Raw genomic sequence first — 17,936 nt, forward strand, 5'->3', positions numbered from 1 at the left:
TGGGCGGATGAGGGGATGCGAAGGATACGCCCGCGTTCAGGCGCTTCCAATAGCCTGCGCGGATGCGCGCGCGCTGCGCTCGCGGCGCTGGCGGCGACGACGGGCGGCGACGCGCAACCGCCACACCAGCTGCGTGCCCCAGTAGGCGACGAGCGCGCCCGTCACCGCCATGATCACCATGCCGACCAGCAGCGGCTGGCCGATGCCGCCGATCCAGGCCCAGGCCTGGGCGAGCGAGTCGATGGCGCGCACCGGCGCCTCGACGTCGTCCGCGGTGAGCGCGGCTGGCGTGCGGCGGCCGATCACGCCCGCGCCGAGCTGGTAGGCGAAGTAGTAGAGCGGACCGTAGGTGAGCGGATTGCTGACCAGCGTGGAGGCTGCCGCGATCAGCAGGTTGCCGCGCAGCAGCAGCGAGGCGATCGCTGCCGCCGGGATTTGCGCGATTGGGATCATCAGCCCGAAGAACACGCCCATCGCCACGCCGCGTGCCACCGAGCGCCGGTTGACGTGCCACAGCAGCGGGTCGTGCAGGCGCGGCCCCAGCCAGCGCAGCATGCGGCTTTGCGTGATGGCCTCGCGAGTGGGCAGAAAGCGTTCGAGCATGGTCCGTTCCGGAAGGAAGACGGCATCTTACGCATTGCATCGCAAAGCACAAGCGAACCCCGCACGGGCTTCAGGGTCCGCGCGCAAGCCTGCCGTCGGGATCTTTTACCCTTGGTCTGACCGCGCTCGCGGCAAGGAATTCAATCGGGCGTCAGGAGCAAGGCGTCAGGCGTGAGGCGCCCCTCGCCCCTCGCCCATCACGCCTCACTCCTGACGAGGCGGCCTCATCGCCTCACGCCAGCTCGCTGGGAATCACCGCGCGCAGCACCGTCTGTGTCTCGCCTTCGCGGACGCGGTTGGTGAACCACCACAGCGCGCCCTTCTTGATCGTCCAGTCCGCCTCGCTGCCCGACAGCAGCAGCGCGCACAGGCGGCCGAGGGCGGGCTGGTGGCCGACCACGAGGGCGGCGCCGTTGCCCTCGGGCCAGCCGGTGGCGGCGAGGATGTCGGCGACGTTGCCGTCCGGGCCCAGGCCGCCGACGATCTCGAAGTCGTCGGTGAAGGCGGTCGCGGTCTGGCGGGTGCGCAGCGTGGGGCTGACCAGTACCTTCAGGTTCTTCGGGCGGTTGTCTTCCAGCCAGCGCGCCATGCGACGCGCCTGCTTGAGACCGCGGGGGGTGAGTTCGCGGGTGTGGTCGGGGCTGCCGTCCACCGCTTCCGCGTGACGCCAGAGCAGCAGGTCCATGTCGTTCATCCGGGGTTCGAGGGCGCGCATCATCGGCGGCTGCGGTTACAGCACGATGACCGCGGTCTGTCGCGCCGCCGCCGTGGGGCGCCGTCTCACCACGGCTTGCCGCCCCACAGCAGCGGCTCGCACTCGCGCAGCACGCGGCGGCGCAGGCGGGCGTAGCGCGGGGCGTGCCAGCCGAGCACGAAGGCCGCGGCCGCGGCGAGCGCGGGCTGCGTTCGCGACCAGTCGGCCAGGCGCTGGTGCGCGGTGTCGACGTCCTGCAGGAAGCCGAGCGTGGTCTGCGCGCGCACCACGCCGTCGAGATAGCGGGTGATGCTCCTGGTGCCGAACAGCGGCGCGAAGAACTCGACGCCGTAGCGCAGCATCTTGAAGTCGATGCGCAGCGCGTGCAGGCGGGTGGGCTCCAGGCTGGCCGCCGCCCGGGCGCCGCGGCGGGCGCGCTTGCGCAGCCGGTCGAGGCGCAGGCGGGCGAAGCTGCGCAGGTCGGCGGCTTCGGCGAGGCTGTCGGCACGCAGGCGGTGGAGTGCGGCGGTGAACTCCAGCAGCAGCCGGCCCTGGGTGGCGAGGTCGAGGCTGACGCCGGCGTGGTGGCGGGCGCTTGCGCGCGCCGTGCGCACGGTCTCGAGCAGGGCCGCCATCGAGGCTGCGTCGGCGAGGCCCTCGGGGGTCACCGGCTCGAGCAGCTCGGCGTGGAACACATCCAGGTCGCGCGCATCGCCGAAGCGGTTGGCGTTGTCGCGCAGGCGGGCGTTCCAGGTGCCGGCGAAGGTCTCGGGCAGGGCGGGTGCGAAGATCTTGAGCAGCGCGCGCAGGCGGCGATGGGCGACGCGCAGCTGGTGGATGTTGTCGGGGTCGATCGCGTCGGGGTCGCCCTGCGCGAGCGCGGTCGCGGCGTTGCCCTGCCACTGGCGCACGCAGGACAGTGCCAGGCCCTGGAAGGCCTCGACCACGTTCTGGCCGGGCTCGAGCGTGGAGATCTCGGAGCGCAGCGCGCCCGCGGGCGTGTCGAGGAAAAGGCGGTAGCCGCGTTCGGCCTTGGAGAGGTCGGCCGGCATCAGCGGCAGGTCCTGCGCGAGCGTGCAGGCGAGGTCGAGGAGGTCCTGCGCGCGCCCGCTCTCGAGTTCCAGCTCGAGTTCGCAGATCTCCGCCTCGCGCTCGACGCCCTCCGGGGTGCGCACATGCACCGCGCCGGTGTCGATCATCAGCAGGATGGACACGCCCGCCTGCGGGACGAGTCGCCGCGTCTCGCGGCGGAAGCGGGTGGTGAACACCGGCACCAGTTCTGCGCGGTGGCGTTCGAGCAGACGCGCGGTGGCGGGGTCGTCGACCGGCGTGAAATCGAAGCCGCCGGTCCACGCGGTCTCCCACTCCGGCCGCTGCGACAGCCCGCCGCTCGATACCGCCGCGCATTTCACCGTCTGCAGCATCTGGCGGCCCTGGCGGCGGGTGCGCACGGCCACCTTGCGCGCCTTGAGCTGCAGCTTCGGGGTGTCGTAGTAGGTGTTGTCGAGGGTGAGGGCGTTGCCGCATTTCTCCGCCGCGGCCACCAGCGGGTGGCGGCGCAGCGCCGGGAGCGCGCGCCTGGGCAGCGCGAGCTTGAGTTCGATTTCGTGGCTCATGGAGGTCGCCCGCGGGCGGGCGCTGGAAGACAGGTGCCCTGGATTCTAGACGCCGGCCCGCGGGGCGTCATGCGCGCTTTTGCGACGTGAAATATTTCACTTTCCCGCGCTGGGCCTGCAGCGGATCGGTGCCCGCTGGCGTCTCGCGCCGCTCGACGGTCGATCGCGACTCGCGTCGCTCCCACGGGAAAGCGCTGCGCAGCCGGGCGGCCTAGTCCCCGAACACGGCCCGCCACAGCGCGCGCACCGGCTTGCGTGCGGCCGCGGCCTCGGCGGGATCGACGCGGGAGGGACGCTCGTTGAGGCGCTGGCGGTGTTGCAGGCGGCGCAGTTCGCGGTAGCTGTCGGCGCAGGCGGCGGCGAGGTCGGCGGGGACCAGGCCGAGCTCGCCGGCGATGCCCAGCAGCGCGATGTTGCCGAGGTTGCCGGTGAGGCGCGGGTGGTCGTGGCTGTGGCCGAGCACCAGGTACTGGATCAGGAACTCGACGTCGATCAGCCCGCCTTCGTCGTGCTTGAGGTCGAACACCTCCTCGCTCCTGCTGCCGTGTGCGTCGCGCATCTTGTGCCGCATCGCCAGCACCTCGGCGCGCAGGCTGGGCAGGTCGCGCCGCATGCACAGCACCTCGCAGCGGATGCGCTCGAAGGCTTCCCCGATCGTGCGGTCGCCGGCCGAGAAACGCGCGCGCGTCAAGGCCTGGTGCTCCCACACCCAGGCCGACTCGAGCTGATAGCTGCGGAAGGACTCGAGCGAGCTCACCAGCAGGCCGGACTCGCCGTTCGGGCGCAGGCGCAGGTCGGTCTCGAAGAGCTGGCCGGCGGCGGTCTGGCTCGACAGCCAGGTGCTGACGCGCTGCGCCAGCCGGGTGTAGACCTCGGGCGCCTCCCCCGCCTCGTCGTCGTGGAGGAACACGATGTCGAGGTCGGAGGCGTAGCCGAGCTCCTTGCCGCCGAGCTTGCCGTAGCTGATCACCGCGAACTTCGGCGCCTCGCGGTGGCGGATCTTGATGCGCCGCCAGCACAACGGCAGGGTGAGGTCGAGCACGATGTCGGCGAGCTCGGAGAGGTGGTCGGCGAGCTTCTCGACCGTGAGCAGGCCGGCGAGGTCCTGGGTGAGCAGGCGGAAGACCTGGGCGTGATGGCGCTCGCGCATCACGTCCATCTGGCGCTCCATGTCGGGTTCGAGCGCCTCGAGCTCCTCGGCCAGGCTGGCGCGGAAGGCCTTCCAGTCGGGGGCGTTGTCCAGGCTGCGCGCGTCGAGCATCTCGTCGAGCAGGATCGGATGGCGAGTGAGGAACTGCGCGCCCCAGCGCGATGCGCTCATCAGGTCGGCGACCCGGCGCAGCGCCTGCGGGTATTGCTGCAGCAGCGCGAGATAGGCGCCGCGGCGGCCGATCGCCTCGATGAGGTCGAGCAGGCGCGCGAGCGTCTCGTCCGCGCCCGGCGTGCTGGCGGCGGCTTCGAGCACGCGCGGCATGAGCGCGTCGAAGCGGCTCTTGATGTTGTTGGGCAGCTGGCGATAGCGCGGGCTGGCGTGCATCGCGGCGAGACGCTCGGCGGCCATGCGCGGGTGGCGGTAGCCGAGCTCGCCGAGCGCGCCGGTGGCGGCCTCGGTGTCGCGCGCGTTGGCCCAGGTGGCATCAAGGCTGTGGTCCTCCTCGGAGGGGTCGCCGAACACGCTGTCGAAGTGCCGGCTCACCACCTCGCGGTGGGCGTCGAGCACCGCGAGCAGCGCCGCGTAGTCGGCGAAGCCCATGGCCTCGGCGATCAGCGCGCGATCCTCGTCCTTCTCGGGCAGGTCGTGGGTCTGGGCGTCGTCGAGGTACTGCAGGCGGTGCTCGAGCCGGCGCAGGAAGACGTAGGCGTTCGACAGCTCCGTCACCGCCTCCTCCGAAAGGATGCCGCGCTCGGGCAAGCGGGCGAGCACCGCGAGCGTCGGTCGCACCTGCAGCGCGGTGTCGCGCCCGCCGCGGATGAGCTGGAAGACCTGGGCGATGAACTCGATCTCGCGGATGCCGCCGGGACCGAGCTTGACGTTGTTGGCGCGCTCGCGGCGGGCGACTTCGCGGCGGATCTGCGCGTGCAGCTCGCGCATCGCGTTGATCGCACCGAAGTCGAGGTACTTGCGGAACACGAAGGGGCGCGCGAGCTGTTCGAGCTCGGGCCAGCGCTCGCCCAGCATCACCCGCGCCTTGATCCAGGCGTAGCGCTCCCACTCGCGGCCCTGGGTGACGAAGTAGTTCTCCAGCATGTCGAAGCAGCACACCAGCGGGCCGGAGTCGCCGTTCGGGCGCAGGCGCATGTCCACGCGGAAGACCTGGCCGTGCTCGGTGATCTCGGCGAGCGCCTGGATCAGCTGCTTGCCGAGCTTCTCGAAGAACTCGTAGTTGCTGATCGCCTTGCGCCCGCCGGTGTCGCCGTCCTCCGGGTAGATGAAGATCAGGTCGATGTCGGAGGACACGTTGAGCTCGCGCCCGCCGAGCTTGCCCATGCCGACCACGAGGAGCTCCTGCTCCCAGCCGGTGGGCGAGAGCGGCTGCCCGTGGCGCTCGACCAATCCCGCGCGCAGCACGTCGTGGGCGTGGCGCAGCGCCACCTCGGCGAGCAGGGTCATGGTCTCGGTGACCTCGGCGAGCGGGGCGCCGAGCGCGAGGTCGCGCACGATCAGGTGGCACAGCGTCCACATGCGCAGCTGGCGCAGCGCCGGGCGCAGCGCGCCGTCGCCGCCACCGTGGAGGACCTCGCGCGCGGCCACGAAGCGCTGCAGGTCGGCCTCGGCGAGCGGGCGCTCGATGCTGGCGGCCAGCGCCTCCGCCAGCCAGGGCTGGCTGTCGAGCATGCGCGCCAGATAGCGCGACAGGCGGCGCGCCTGCGCCACCGCGGGCGGGAGGGCAGGGGCGGAAACGCTGTTCGGGGCGGACATGAGGGGGCTCCAGTGCGGCGCGAGAGGGTGATCGAGAGGGCGATCGAGACTTGGTAGAATGCGCGCGCGTCGGCGATCCGGTGGCGGGCGCGATCCCAATATTCTAGCTGCCCGCGCCATGCGCCGGCAGCGCTGCAACCGCGCTCCCACACAACGTCCTGCGAGCATCCGACTGAGCCCCTCCGCCCCGCACGCACCTGCCGAATCCGTACCCCCGTCCGTCGACGGCCTGCCGGCCGCGCGCGGCGGCTGGCGGCGCGCGGCCGGCAGGCTGTCCGATGCGCTGCTGCTGGTCTGGTGCGTGCTCGCGGTCGGGGTGCTGGTGCTGCGCCATCTCGTGCTGCCGGCAGTGGGCGAACTGCGCGTGCCGATCGCCGAGTTGCTCGGCGAGCGCCTTGGCGTGGCGGTGGCGATCGAGCGCATCGAGGGCGGCTGGGCGGGCTGGCGACCGCGCCTGCGCCTGGCCGGGGTGAGCCTGTCCGACGCGCAGGGCCGCCCCGCGCTGACCCTGCCCGAGATCGACGCCACCCTGGCGTGGTCCTCGCTGGCGATGCTCGAGCCGCATTTCCACCGCCTCGAGATCCGCGCGCCGGACCTGTTGGTACGCCGCGATCCGGAGGGAGCGCTGCACGTCGCAGGCATCGCGCTTGCACACGGGGACGAGGGCGGCGACGGCGGCCTCGGCTGGCTGCTCGCGCAGCGCCAGATCCTCATCCACGGCGCGCGTCTTGCCTGGGCGGACGAAGCGCGCGGTGCGCCGGTGCTCGAGCTCGAAGAGGTGGAGTTCCGCCTCGATCGACGCACGCGTCCGGCGCGCTTCGCGCTCGAGGCACGGCTGCCGGCCGCCCTCGGCGAGCGTGCGAGCCTGCGCGGCGAGCTGCGCCGCATCGACCCGCTGCGCCCGCAGCGTTTCGCCGGTCGGTTGTACGTCGAACTCGGGCGCACGGCGCTGGGCAACTGGCGGCCCTGGGTCGACCTGCCTTTCGGCCTGGAAGGCGAGGGTGCGCTGCAAGCCTGGCTCGACGCGGACGGCCGTGGCGGTCATGCGCTGACCGCCGACCTCGCGCTGGACGGGGTGCGGGCCGTGCTCGGCGAGGATCTGCCGGTTCTCGAGCTCGCCCGTCTCGACGGTCGTGTCGAGCTGGCCCGCGGCGAGGATGGATTCCGCTTCGCCGGCCGCGGGCTCGGGTTCGAAACCGCCCAGGGCCTCGTGCTGCCCCCCACCGATGTCGAGCTGGGGCTGGATCCGGCGCTCGATGGCAAGGCGCGCGATCGTGGCACCGGCGAGGAGCAGGCCGGGCGCGGGCCCGCGGCGGCCGGGGGGCGCCTCGTCGCAGACCGGCTCGAACTGGCCACGCTCGTCGCGCTCGCCGCCCACCTGCCGCTCGATGCCGGGCTGCGCTCGCGCCTGGCGGCGCTTGCGCCGCGCGGTCGGGTCGAGGGCCTGCGCCTCGCCTGGAAGGGGGAGCCCGCCGCGCCCGAGCACTGGGCGCTGACGGCAAGCTTCGCCGGGCTCGGGCTGGCGGCGCAAGACGGTCTGCCCGGCGTCACCGGGCTCTCCGGCAGTGTGGACGGCGACCGGCAGCGCGGGCGCTTCCGGCTTGCCGCGGCGGACATGCGGATCGACCTGCCGGCGGTCTTCGATCCCGGTCCGCTGGACTTCTCGCGCCTGCAGGCGCAGGGCGGCTGGCAGCGCGCGGAGGGCCGGCTGGCGATCGTGCTCGACGAGGCCGCGTTCGAGAACGCCGACGCGGCCGGCACCGCCGCGGGCCGTTACTGGCCGGCGACGACGGGGGCGGGCGAGATCGATCTGCAGGCGCGCCTGACCCGCGCCGAGTCGACCGCGGTGTGGCGCTACGTGCCCAGGGCGGTCAACGACGACACGCGCGACTGGCTGCGCCGCGGGATCCGCTCCGCGAAGGTGCCCGAGGCGCGGCTGGAATTGCGGGGCGCGCTCGACGACTTCCCCTTCCGTGCCGGCCAGGGCCGCTTCCTGGTGAGCGTTCAGGTTGCCGACGCCGCGCTCGACTACGCCCCCGGCTGGCCGGGCATCGAGGGCATCGACGGCGAGGTGCGCTTCGAGGGCCCGGGTCTGCGCATCCTCGTGCCGCGCGGGCGCATCTTCGGGGTGGATCTGGTGGACGTGGTGGCGGAGGTGCCCGACCTCGACCAACTTCCGAGCGAGATCATGACCATCACCGGTCGTGCGCGCGGTCCGACCGCCGAGTTCCTGCGCTTCGTCTCGGCGAGCCCGGTGTCGCGCCGCATCGACGGCTTCACCGACGGCATGGTGGCCGAGGGGCGGGGCGAACTGGAACTCGAGCTGGTGATGCCGCTGCGCGCGACGATCGACTCCCGCGTGCAGGGCGAATACCGCTTCGCCGACAACCGCATCGCGCTGCTGGAGGCCTTGCCGCCGCTCGAGGCGGCGCGCGGGCGGCTGCGCTTCACCGCGGACACCCTGAGCATCCCGGAGGCGCAGGCGCGCCTGTTCGGCAATCCATTGCGCCTCTCCGCGCAGACCGGCGAGGACGGCACGGTGCGCTTCCGCGCCGCCGGGCGGGCGGACGCCGCGGCGCTGGCGGCAGCCTGGGAGGTCCCGCTGCTCGACGAACTCGCCGGCACCGCGGAGTGGTCCGCGGACATCCGCGTCGGCCGGCGCGGCACGCGGGTCGAGATCGCCTCCGACCTTGCCGGTTTCGCCTGCAGCCTGCCGCCGCCGTTCGGCAAATCGGCCGCCGAGGGCTGGCCGGCGAGGCTGGCTTTCGAGCGTCCGGCCGGCAGCCAGGATGCGCGCATCACCCTCGCGATCGACGACCGCCTGCGCGCGGAGCTGCTGCGCTCCGCCGGCGGGGTGGTGCGCGGCGGCGTTGCGCTCGGGCGTGCGAGCGCAGACGCGCCGCCGGGTTCCGAGGCGGGCGTGCGTGTCGCCGCGGTGCTCGATCGCCTCGACCTCGACGCCTGGCGCGCCGTGCTGGAGCGCGCCGCGCCCCTTCCCGCCGCGGGCGCGGAGGAGGCTGCCGTGGCCGGCGATGGAGCGCCCGCCGCGGTGGCGGAGTTCGCGCTCGCGGCCGACGAGGTGGGTGTGTTCGGCCAGACCTTCAAGGCGGTGGACCTGCGCGCGCGCGCCGATCCGGGCGGCTGGAAGGCGCGCCTGGAGAGCGATCGCGCGGACGGCGAGTTCGACTGGCGGGCGGCGGGCAAGGGCACGCTCGCGGCGCGCTTCCGCCACCTGCGTCTGGTGCGCGAGGCCGGCGGCGCGCAGGCTGGCGCAGACGGCGACTCCGCGGGCGACGAGGCGGTGGACGATCCGCCGCAGCGCCTGCCCGCGCTCGACGTGGTGGCCGAGCGCTTCGACATCAACGAGCTCGAACTCGGCCGCCTCGAGGTCCTCGCACGCAACCGCGGCAACCTCTGGCAGCTCGACCGCTTCGCACTGGTGAGCGCCGACGGACGCCTCGCCGGCAAGGGGCAGTGGCGCGCGGGCGCGCGCCAGCGCACCGAGCTCGACTTCGCGCTCGAGACCGCGTCGATGGGTGGGCTGATCCGGCGCCTGGGCCACCCCGACGTGGTGCGCGGCGGCTCTGCCAGCCTGGCCGGCCAGCTCGCATGGCGGGGTGCGCCGACCCGGATCGACTATCCCAGCCTGTCGGGCAGGCTGCGGCTGGAGACCGGCGCGGGCCAGTTCAACCGGCTCGAACCCGGCGTCGGCCGTCTGCTCGGCATCCTCAGCCTGCAGTCGCTGCCGCGCCGGATCACGCTCGACTTCCGCGACGTGTTCTCCGAAGGATTCGCCTTCGATCGCATTTCCGGTAGCATCGAGCTTGCCCGCGGTGTGCTGCGCAGCGAGGACCTGGAGATCCGCGGACCCGCGGCGCGCGTCGCGATGAGCGGCAGCGCCGACGTGGTCTCCGAAACGCAGGACCTGCGCGTTCTGGTGCAGCCGACGCTGTCCGAGTCGGTGGCGATCGGCGCGGCGGCGGGTTTGGTGAATCCGGTCGCCGGCGTGGTGACCTATCTCGCCCAGAAGGTGCTCAGCGACCCGATCGAGAAGCTCTTCGCCTTCGAGTACACGGTGACCGGCGCGTGGTCCGACCCCCAGGTCGCCAAGCGCGGCAGGGCCGCTGCGCCGGAGTCGCGCTGATCCGGGGGCGAGCGCCCAAGCTGCGTGCCCTTCCTTGCCCAACCCCCGCGGGGTCTTGCCGCCAGCGGCAGCACCCCGCCCCAAGCTCGCCGACATGACCGAAACCTCCCTTTCCGCGCCGGTGCGCATCGCCGCCATCCAGACGGTCTCCGGGCCCGACGTCGCCGCCAACCTGGAAACCGCGTCGCACCTGATTGCCCAGGCCGCCGCCGCCGGCGCCCGCGTGATCGCGCTGCCCGAATACTTTCCGCTCATCAGCAAGGACGAGACCGCCAAGGTGCGCATCCGCGAGCCCGAGGGCGCCGGCCCGCTGCAGGATTTCCTCGCCAGCGAGGCGCGCCGCCACGGCGTGTGGCTGATCGGCGGCACCCTCCCGCTGGTCGCCGAGGCCGAGGACAAGGTGCGCAACAGCACCCTGGTCTTCGACGACCAGGGCCGGCGCGTGGCGCGCTACGACAAGATCCACCTGTTCGGCTTCCAGCGCGGCGAGGAGCGCTACGACGAGGCGGCCACCATCGAGCCGGGCGGCACGGTCGCCTGCTTCGACTCGCCGGCCGGGCGCATCGGGCTGTCGGTGTGCTACGACCTGCGCTTCCCCGAGCTCTTCCGCGCCATGGGCGAGGTGGATCTGATCGTGCTGCCGGCCGCCTTCACCTGGACCACCGGCCGCGCGCACTGGGAGGTGCTGCTGCGTGCGCGCGCGATCGAGAACCAGTGCTACGTGATGGCGCCGGCCCAGGGCGGGTGCCACGAGAGTGGGCGGGTGACCTGGGGCCACACCATGATCGTCGATCCCTGGGGCGAGATCCTCGCCTGCCGCGACGAGGGCCCCGGCGTGGTGGTCGCGGACCTCGATCCCGCGCGCCTCGCGGCGGTACGCGGGAGCCTGCCTGCCTTGCGCCACCGCTGCCTGGCCTGAACGCGCCGTCCGCGAGGGGGCGAACGTGGCCGATGCCGCAGCCTCCTCGTGTCGTCGCCCCGCAATGATCGTTTTTGCCCGATGCCGGTCCAATCGGCATCCTCCGCCAAGGATTTACCGATGAGCAAGAGCCAGAATCCCCTCAAGGTCGCCGACCGTTACCTGCTGTCGCCCTACGGCCTGGGCGAGGCGGAGCTCGAGAAGACCTTCCGCAAGCTGATGCGCCACGACATCGACTTCGCCGACCTCTACTTCCAGTACCAGCGCTCCGAGGCCTGGAGCCTGGAAGAGGGCATCGTCAAGTCGGGCAGCTTCGACATCGAGCAGGGCGTGGGCGTGCGCGCGATCAGCGGCGAGAAGACCGCCTTCGCCTACTCCGACGACATCTCGCTCGACGCCCTGGTCGGCGCCGCCACCGCCACGCGTGCGATCGCCGCGGCCGGCGAGCGCCGCCGCGTCGGCATCGTCCCGCACAAGCTCAGGACCCGCCTGTACCGGGCCGACGACCCGCTCGACTCGCTCGACGACACCGCCAAGGTCGAGCTGCTCGAGCGCCTCGAGGCCTTCGCACGCGCCGAGGATGCGCGCGTGACCCAGGTCATGGCCCACATCGCCGGCTCCTGGGAGGTGGTGATGGTGGTGCGCAGCGACGGCCATCAAGCCGCCGATGTGCGTCCGCTGGTGCGCGTGTCGATCACCGTGATCATGGAGGAGGACGGCCGCCGCGAGCAGGGCAGCGCAGGCGGCGGCGGACGCTACGACTACGGCTGGTTCTGCGACGACCGCCTGCACGACTACGCCCGCCAGGCGGTGCATCAGGCGCGCGTGAACCTCGGCGCCGACCCGGCCCCGGCCGGCACCATGCCGGTCGTGCTCGGCCCCGGCTGGCCGGGCATCCTGCTCCACGAGGCGATCGGCCACGGGCTGGAGGGCGACTTCAACCGCAAGGGCAGCTCGGCGTTTTCCGGGCGCATCGGCCAGCAGGTGGCGGCCAGGGGCGTCACCGTGGTTGACGACGGCACGCTGCCCGATCGCCGCGGCTCGCTGTCGATCGACGACGAGGGCAACCCGACCGAGCGCACCGTGCTGATCGAGGACGGCATCCTCACCGGCTACATGCAGGACATGATGAATGCCCGCCTGATGGGCATGCCGGTCACCGGCAACGGCCGCCGCGAGTCCTTCGCCCACCTGCCGCTGCCGCGCATGACCAACACCTACATGCTGAACGGCGACAAGGATCCGGAGGAGATCATCAAGTCGGTGAAGAAGGGCTTGTACGCGGTGAACTTCGGCGGCGGCCAGGTGGACATCACCTCGGGCAAGTTCGTCTTCTCCACTGCCGAGGCCTACCTGATCGAGAACGGCAAGGTGACCCGCCCGGTGAAGGGGGCGACCTTGATCGGCAACGGCCCGGACGCGCTCACCAAGATCCGCATGATCGGCAACGACATGCGGCTGGATCCGGGCGTCGGGACTTGCGGCAAGGACGGGCAGAGCGTTCCGGTGGGCGTCGGCCAGCCGACGCTGCGCATCGACGGGCTGACGGTGGGCGGGACCGCCTGAGCGGAGCGGCGCAGCTCGACCGCCACGTTCGCGCCTCCTGCATGAACCCGCCGCGCCTCCGTCCCATGCACTGACGAACAAGGCCGCGCACCCGGTGCCCGGGGCGCGGCCTGGATTTGAAGCGGGCAGGGCCGGCGGCGATCAGGTCTGCGCGGGCTTGTCCTTGCGCTCGCCCGGAGTAGCGGTGGCGGGCTTGTCACCGCTGCAGGCGGAGACGGTGTCGAACGGTCCGGCTTCGAGCAGGCGGGCGGCCTGGGCCGGGGTGGCGATCGAGAAGGCGATCGCGGTGGTGGTCAGCATGGCGGCGATGGTCTGGCGTTTGATCATGTCGGGCTCCGTCTGGGTCTTGTTCATTGTTCGACATCGGGGCCGGCGCCGCGGAAGAGCTCGGGCGTCAGGTCGTGCCGCTGCAGCAGGCGGTAGAACTCGGTGCGATTGCGCTCCGCCAGCCGTGCAGCGTCCGAAACATTACCCGCAGTCAGTTTCAGCAGCTGTATCAGATAGTTTCGCTCGAAGCGGCGCTTCGCCTCGGCGTAGCCGAGGGCCTCGGCCGGCTGCACGCGCAGGGCGCGTTCGACCAGGGCGCGCGGGATCAGCGCCGTGGTGGCGAGCGCGCACGCCTGCTCGACCACGTTGTGGAGCTGGCGCACGTTGCCCGGCCACGGCGCGGTGGCGAGTGCCTCCAGCGCTTCGGGCGCGAAGCCGGTGAGGCGCCTGCCGTACTTGTGCGCGAGGCTGCGCAGGAAGTGCCCGGCGAGCAGCGGGATGTCCTCGCGGCGCTCGGCCAGGGTGGGCAGCTGCAGGCTCACCACGTCGATGCGGTAGTAGAGGTCCGCGCGGAACTGGCCCGCGGCCAGCGCCGCGTCGAGGTCGCGGTGGGTGGCGGAGACGATGCGCAGGTCGACCGCCTGCGCGCGCGTCGCACCCACCGGACGCACGGCGCGCTCCTGCAGCACGCGCAGCAGCTTGACCTGCAGCGCGGGCGGCATGTCGCCGATCTCGTCGAGGAAGAGTGTGCCGCCGTGGGCGGCCTGCACCAGGCCCTGATGGGCGCTGGTGGCGCCGGTGAAGGCGCCGCGCACGTGGCCGAAGAGCTCGGATTCGAGCAGCGGCTCGGGAATGGCGCCGCAGTTGATCGCGACGAAGGGCGCAGCGGCGCGCGGGCTGGCGAGGTGGATCGCGCGTGCGAGCAGCTCCTTGCCGGTGCCGCTGTCACCGCGGATCAGCACGCTGGCGTCCGCGGCGGCGACCAGACGGGCCTCGTCGAGGACTGCCTGCATGCGGCTGCTGCGGCTGAGGATCGCTGCGCGCCAGGCCGTGTCGCCGGCGCTGCCGGGGGCGTCGGCGCGGAGACCGCTGCGGGCGTGGGTGGGGCCGGCGCGTTGCAGGGCCTGGCGGATGCCCTGCAGCAGGGCCTGGCTGTCGAAGGGCTTGGTGAGATAACCGGCGACCCCGAGCGCGGTGGCCTCGACCGCATCGGGGATGGTGCCGTGCGCGGTGAGCAGGATGACCGGCAGCGCCGGATGCTGGCGGCGGATGTCCTCGAACAGGGCGAGTCCGTCGCCGTCGGGCAGGCGCACGTCGCTCACCACGAGGTCGAAGCGCTCCACGCCGAGACGGCTGCGTGCGGCCGCGACGCTGTCCGCGGTGGCGACGTCGTAGCCGGTGGCCTGCAGGCGCATCGCGAGCAGGCGCAGCAGGTCGGCGTCGTCGTCGACCACCAGCAGGCGCGCCGGTGCCGCCGCCGCGGTCGCGTGCATCTCCGTCGACGTGCTCATTCGGGCAGCCCGGTGCGGGGCCGCACCGGCAGGCCGGGCAAGGTCAGCTCGCGTTCGATCTCGGCGAGCGCCTCGAGCTGGCGCTGCAGCGCGGCGTTCTGCCGGCGCAGCGCGTCGAGTTCCAGCGCCTGCGCGTCGCTGGCGCGGGCAAGCTCGTCGAGCTGGCGGCGCAGGTGCTCGGCGAGTGCGGCGACTTGCTGGCGCACGCGGAGCTGTTCGAGCAGGGCGCGTGCGTAGGGATGCAGCGCGCGCGCCTGTGCGCGATCGTCGGCGAGCAGGCTTTCGAGCGCGCGCCGCGCCGTGGCGAGCCGCTCCTGCCCGGGTTGGGCGGCCTGCACCGCGGTGTGCAGGCGCTGCTGCGCGGCTTCGTGGGCAAGTGCCGCGGCGCTCGTGTCGTCCTCGGCCGTCTGCCGGGCCGGGAGGTCGGCGCACCCCGCGAGCAGGGCGAGGGTGGCGGGGAGCACGGCGCGGGCGATCCGGACGCACACGCGGCGTGCTGCGCGGGAGACTGCGCGGACGACGTGGAGGCGGGCGTCAGGCATGGGGCAACTCGATGCGGAAATGGGCGCCAAGCTCGCTCGGCAGCGCGCGCACCCGGCCGCGGTGGGCGCCGATGAACTCGCGCACGATCGCCAGCCCGATGCCGCTGCCGCGTGCGCTTGAGGGAGGGCTGCGACGACCCTGGTAGAAGGGCTCGAAGATGCGTTCGAGCTCGTCGGGCGCGATCCCCGGGCCTTCGTCGCGGCAGTCGATCACCACGTTCTCGCCGGCGCGGCGGAGCTCGATGCGGATGTGGCCACCGGTGGGGCTGAAGGCGATCGCGTTGGCGAGCAGGTTGGAGAACACGCTGTGCAGCTTGCCGGCGTCGGCATGCACGATGGGAGCGTCGCCCGCGAGTCCGATCGTCACCCGGCGTGCGCGCGCCGGCAGGCGCTGCTCCTCGCCGATCTTGCGCAGCAGGGGCAGGAGGGCGGTGGGCTGCAGGTGCAGCGAGCGCGCGTCGAACTGGCTCGCGTTGAGCCGCAGCAGCTGTTCGATGCGCGCCTGCAGGGTGCGCGCGCTGTGCGCGAGGATGGCGGTCACCTCGCGCTGCTCGGGTTCGAGCGGGCCGAGCACGCCGTCCTCGAGCAGGGCGACCCCTTCGCGCAGCGAGGCGAGCGGGGTCTTGAGCTCGTGCGAGACGTGGCGCAGCACGCGGCCGCGGTCGGCCTCGAGTTCGGCGAGGCGCAGGCGCAGCCAGTCGAGCCGCTCGCCCAGCCTGCGCAGGTCGGCAGGGCCGTCGATGTCGATCGGGCGGGTGAGGCGGTTCTCGCCGAGCTCGCCGATCGCCTGTTCCATGCGCCCGAGCGGGCGCAGCAGCCACCCGCCCGCGAGTGCCGCGAGCAGGCCGGCGAGGAGCAGGGCGGCGAGGATCTGCAGGGCGACGGCACGGCGTTCGCGCTCGAGCGTGTCCATGAGGGCGAGATCGCGCTCGCCGAGATGGTGGTCCAGCGCCGCGGCGAGCCGGTCGGCGAGCGCGCCGAGGTGGCGGAAGTCGTCCGCCGTGGCGAGGCCGTCGCCGCGCCCGGCCGCAGTGGCGGGCATGGGCTGTTCGCGCACGCCGTCGGTCGGCCCGGGTATGGCGAGGCTCGCCAGCCATGCGGCGATGCGGTCCGCGCAGGCGCGCCAGGCCGCGCCTGCGCTGGCGAGTGCGGGGCCGGCCGATTCCAGCAGCGCGAGCGCGGGCAGTGCCTCGGCGAGGGTGGCCTCGAAGCGCCGGGCGAGTGCCGGCTCGCCCAGCACCTCGTACTGGCGCGCGCTGCGTTCGAGGTTCACGCTGCGTTCGCGGAGCTGACGCGCCGCGGCGCTGAGGGCGAGCGCGCGCTGCTTGTCCTCCTGGATCGCGCGCACGACCGTTTCCATGCCGCGCCAGCCGCCCGCGACGGCGGCGGCCAGGCTGGCGGTGATCAGCAGGAAGCTCGCGAGCAGGATGCTGCGAAAGGAGAGGTGATGCATGCAGGGAGGGGGTTGAGCATCGCAGCGGAGTGCTGCGCCGGGGTCGCCGAGTCTAGGACGGCGCGCGCGGTCGCAGCGTCGCGCAAGTGCAAGACGAAGTAAGCGGCGGGTATCGGTGTCGCCGCCGAGCGACAGCGGGGAGGCCTTGTTCCCCGGAGGCTTGCGCCCGATCTCGGGATGCGGTGTCGGGGACGGGCGACGGTTTCCCCGCGCGTGCGCCCACGTACCGCCCGGGTCGGTGCGCCAAGTGCCCGCAGGCAAAAGGAAAAGGTCCTTTGGCATGGCGGTTGCTGAAGGGGCTGGAGAGCGCAGCGCCGTCGCTGCGCCGGACTCCAGGAGAGAACATGTTCAACAAGCCCAATCTGTTCCACGGCACCGGCGAGGTGTCCGCCCAGCGCAACGCCCAACGCATGGCAGGCACGAACGTTGCCGCGGTGCCCGTGACGCCGCCGGCCGAAACCGGCGGTTCGGCCGCAGCGCGCGAGCCGCAGGCGGTCGAGCGCGCGGCTGCGGCGGCGGCTGCGGGGGCCGTGGGTGAGAGCCGTCTGATCGTCGGTCCCGAGGTGAAGCTCAAGGGCGCCGAGATCCTCGACTGCGATACCCTGGTCGTGGAGGGGCGGGTCGAGGCGACGATGGACAGCCGCGTGTTGCGCATCGCCGAAAAGGGCGCCTTCAAGGGCACGGTCGGCATCGACATCGCCGAGATCCACGGCCATTTCGAGGGTGAGCTCACCGCCCGCAAACAGCTATTGATCCACGCCGGCGGGCGGGTGAGCGGCAAGATCCGCTACGGCAAGATCCTCATCGAGGAGGGGGGCGAGCTGTCTGGCGACGTGCAGTCGCTGGGCGCCGCGGGCAAGGAGCTGCGTGCGATCGACGACAAGCCGAGGGCGCTCGCCGCGGTGGCGGGCTGAGCGGGTCGGCAGGGGGCAGGTCCCGGCATGGCAGCGGACGTGTCCGCGCATGGCGCGAGCCGTGCGGTGCTGCGTGGAGGGGCGGTAGTGCCCCTCGTGAGCGCGATGCCCTGGTGGGGTCAGCGCGCCGTCGTGGCGCCGCTTTGCGGCTGGGAAGCGCCCGCGGAGGCAAGCTGCTGCGGCGTCCAGGTCCAGTGCCTTTCCCAGGCGGCGCGGACCAGGTTGGGGTAGTCCGGCTTGCCCAGGCTGCCGTTGTAGCGTCCCAGCGCACGGAAGAGGTTGCCTTTCTCGATGTCGAGGTAGTGGCGCAGGATGGTGCAGCCGTAGCGCAGGTTGGTGCGCATGTGGAAGAGGTTGTCGTCCTCGCGGCCGATGACCTTGATCCAGAACGGCATCACCTGCATGTAGCCGCGCGCGCCCGCCGAGGAGATCGCGTACTTGCGGAAGGCGCTCTCGACCTGGATCAGACCGAGCACCATCTGCGGGTCGAGTCCGGCGCGGGTGGCCTCGTAGTGGATGCTGGTGAGGAGCTCCCTGCGATAGGCCTCGTCCGGGATGCGCCTGGCCAGCCGGCGCGACATCTCGGCGAGCCACTGTGCACGTTCACCGGCGTCGGGGATCGGCAGCGTCGGTGCCACGGCGTCGCTGACCGCGGCGTGCAGCGCGGCGCGCACGCTCGCCGCCATGGGCTCGTACTGCTGCGCGCCGGCCTGCGCGCTACCGGCCGCGAGCGCGAGCGCACACGCGGCGGCGAGCTGGCGGAGCGGGGCGGGCAGGCGGCGCATGG

General features: G+C 72.7%; 13 protein-coding genes. 4 read left to right on the forward strand and 9 right to left on the reverse strand.

The window, feature by feature from the left end:
* Nucleotides 1-36: 36 nt before the first annotated feature.
* The 4 genes from TMZ1T_RS05940 to glnE all read right to left on the reverse strand — a co-directional run bounded on the left by TMZ1T_RS05940 (nt 37) and on the right by glnE (nt 5,833).
* On the reverse strand, nt 37-603 hold the full coding sequence (locus tag TMZ1T_RS05940) for a DUF2062 domain-containing protein (RefSeq protein WP_004324107.1): 567 nt from the start codon (nt 601-603) through the stop codon (nt 37-39).
* Nucleotides 604-835: 232 nt separating this feature from the next.
* A complete protein-coding gene (locus TMZ1T_RS05945; protein ID WP_012584922.1) occupies nt 836-1,288 on the reverse strand; it encodes a SixA phosphatase family protein in 453 nt (150 codons plus the stop codon).
* A 95-nt stretch (nt 1,289-1,383) separates the two neighbouring features.
* Entirely contained in the window at nt 1,384-2,913 is a 1,530-nt protein-coding gene (locus TMZ1T_RS05950) for a CYTH and CHAD domain-containing protein (protein WP_012584923.1), read from the reverse strand.
* A 211-nt stretch (nt 2,914-3,124) separates the two neighbouring features.
* Nucleotides 3,125-5,833, reverse strand: a complete 2,709-nt coding sequence (glnE, locus tag TMZ1T_RS05955) for a bifunctional [glutamate--ammonia ligase]-adenylyl-L-tyrosine phosphorylase/[glutamate--ammonia-ligase] adenylyltransferase (protein WP_012584924.1) — start codon at nt 5,831-5,833, stop codon at nt 3,125-3,127.
* Nucleotides 5,834-5,951: 118 nt separating this feature from the next.
* On the opposite strand from glnE, the gene TMZ1T_RS05960 reads away from it, so the two are divergent.
* From TMZ1T_RS05960 to tldD, 3 genes are all read left to right on the forward strand, one after another.
* Nucleotides 5,952-9,977 (forward strand): YhdP family protein, encoded by a 4,026-nt coding sequence (locus TMZ1T_RS05960; protein WP_012584925.1) that lies wholly within the window; start codon nt 5,952-5,954, stop codon nt 9,975-9,977.
* Nucleotides 9,978-10,071: 94 nt separating this feature from the next.
* Complete coding sequence (locus TMZ1T_RS05965; RefSeq protein ID WP_012584926.1) at nt 10,072-10,896, forward strand: carbon-nitrogen hydrolase family protein; 825 nt, start codon at nt 10,072-10,074, stop codon at nt 10,894-10,896.
* A 120-nt stretch (nt 10,897-11,016) separates the two neighbouring features.
* Nucleotides 11,017-12,462, forward strand: a complete 1,446-nt coding sequence (tldD, locus tag TMZ1T_RS05970) for a metalloprotease TldD (protein WP_004324448.1) — start codon at nt 11,017-11,019, stop codon at nt 12,460-12,462.
* 141 nt (nt 12,463-12,603) lie between these two features.
* Here the strand turns inward: tldD and TMZ1T_RS05975 are convergent, their stop codons facing one another.
* The 4 genes from TMZ1T_RS05975 to TMZ1T_RS05990 are packed head-to-tail and all read right to left on the reverse strand — an operon-like array spanning nt 12,604 to nt 16,235.
* Nucleotides 12,604-12,816 carry a hypothetical protein gene (locus TMZ1T_RS05975; protein WP_004324450.1) on the reverse strand — a complete coding sequence of 71 codons (213 nt, stop codon included), beginning with the start codon at nt 12,814-12,816 and terminating at the stop codon, nt 12,604-12,606.
* Nucleotides 12,813-14,222, reverse strand: coding sequence for a sigma 54-interacting transcriptional regulator (locus tag TMZ1T_RS05980; protein ID WP_004324452.1), 1,410 nt, complete (start codon nt 14,220-14,222; stop codon nt 12,813-12,815). Before TMZ1T_RS05980 ends, TMZ1T_RS05975 begins: the two co-directional genes overlap by 4 nt.
* Before the next feature lie 14 nt (nt 14,223-14,236).
* On the reverse strand, nt 14,237-14,782 hold the full coding sequence (locus TMZ1T_RS05985; protein WP_004324453.1) for a hypothetical protein: 546 nt from the start codon (nt 14,780-14,782) through the stop codon (nt 14,237-14,239).
* Nucleotides 14,775-16,235 carry a sensor histidine kinase gene (locus TMZ1T_RS05990; protein WP_012584928.1) on the reverse strand — a complete coding sequence of 487 codons (1,461 nt, stop codon included), beginning with the start codon at nt 16,233-16,235 and terminating at the stop codon, nt 14,775-14,777. The genes TMZ1T_RS05985 and TMZ1T_RS05990 overlap by 8 nt, the downstream gene beginning before the upstream one ends.
* Before the next feature lie 344 nt (nt 16,236-16,579).
* Here TMZ1T_RS05990 and TMZ1T_RS05995 point away from each other — a divergent pair, with 344 nt between their 5' ends.
* Entirely contained in the window at nt 16,580-17,149 is a 570-nt protein-coding gene (locus TMZ1T_RS05995) for a bactofilin family protein (RefSeq protein WP_012584929.1), read from the forward strand.
* Between the two features lie 119 nt (nt 17,150-17,268).
* On the opposite strand, the gene TMZ1T_RS06000 is transcribed toward TMZ1T_RS05995, so the two are convergent.
* The gene (locus TMZ1T_RS06000; RefSeq protein ID WP_012584930.1) at nt 17,269-17,934 is read right to left on the reverse strand and encodes a lytic transglycosylase domain-containing protein; all 666 of its coding nucleotides are present in this window, start codon (nt 17,932-17,934) and stop codon (nt 17,269-17,271) included.
* Between the last annotated feature and the right edge of the window lie 2 nt (nt 17,935-17,936).

Source organism: Thauera aminoaromatica (assembly GCF_000021765.1).
In the GTDB taxonomy this organism is placed as follows: Bacteria; Pseudomonadota; Gammaproteobacteria; order Burkholderiales; family Rhodocyclaceae; genus Thauera; species Thauera aminoaromatica.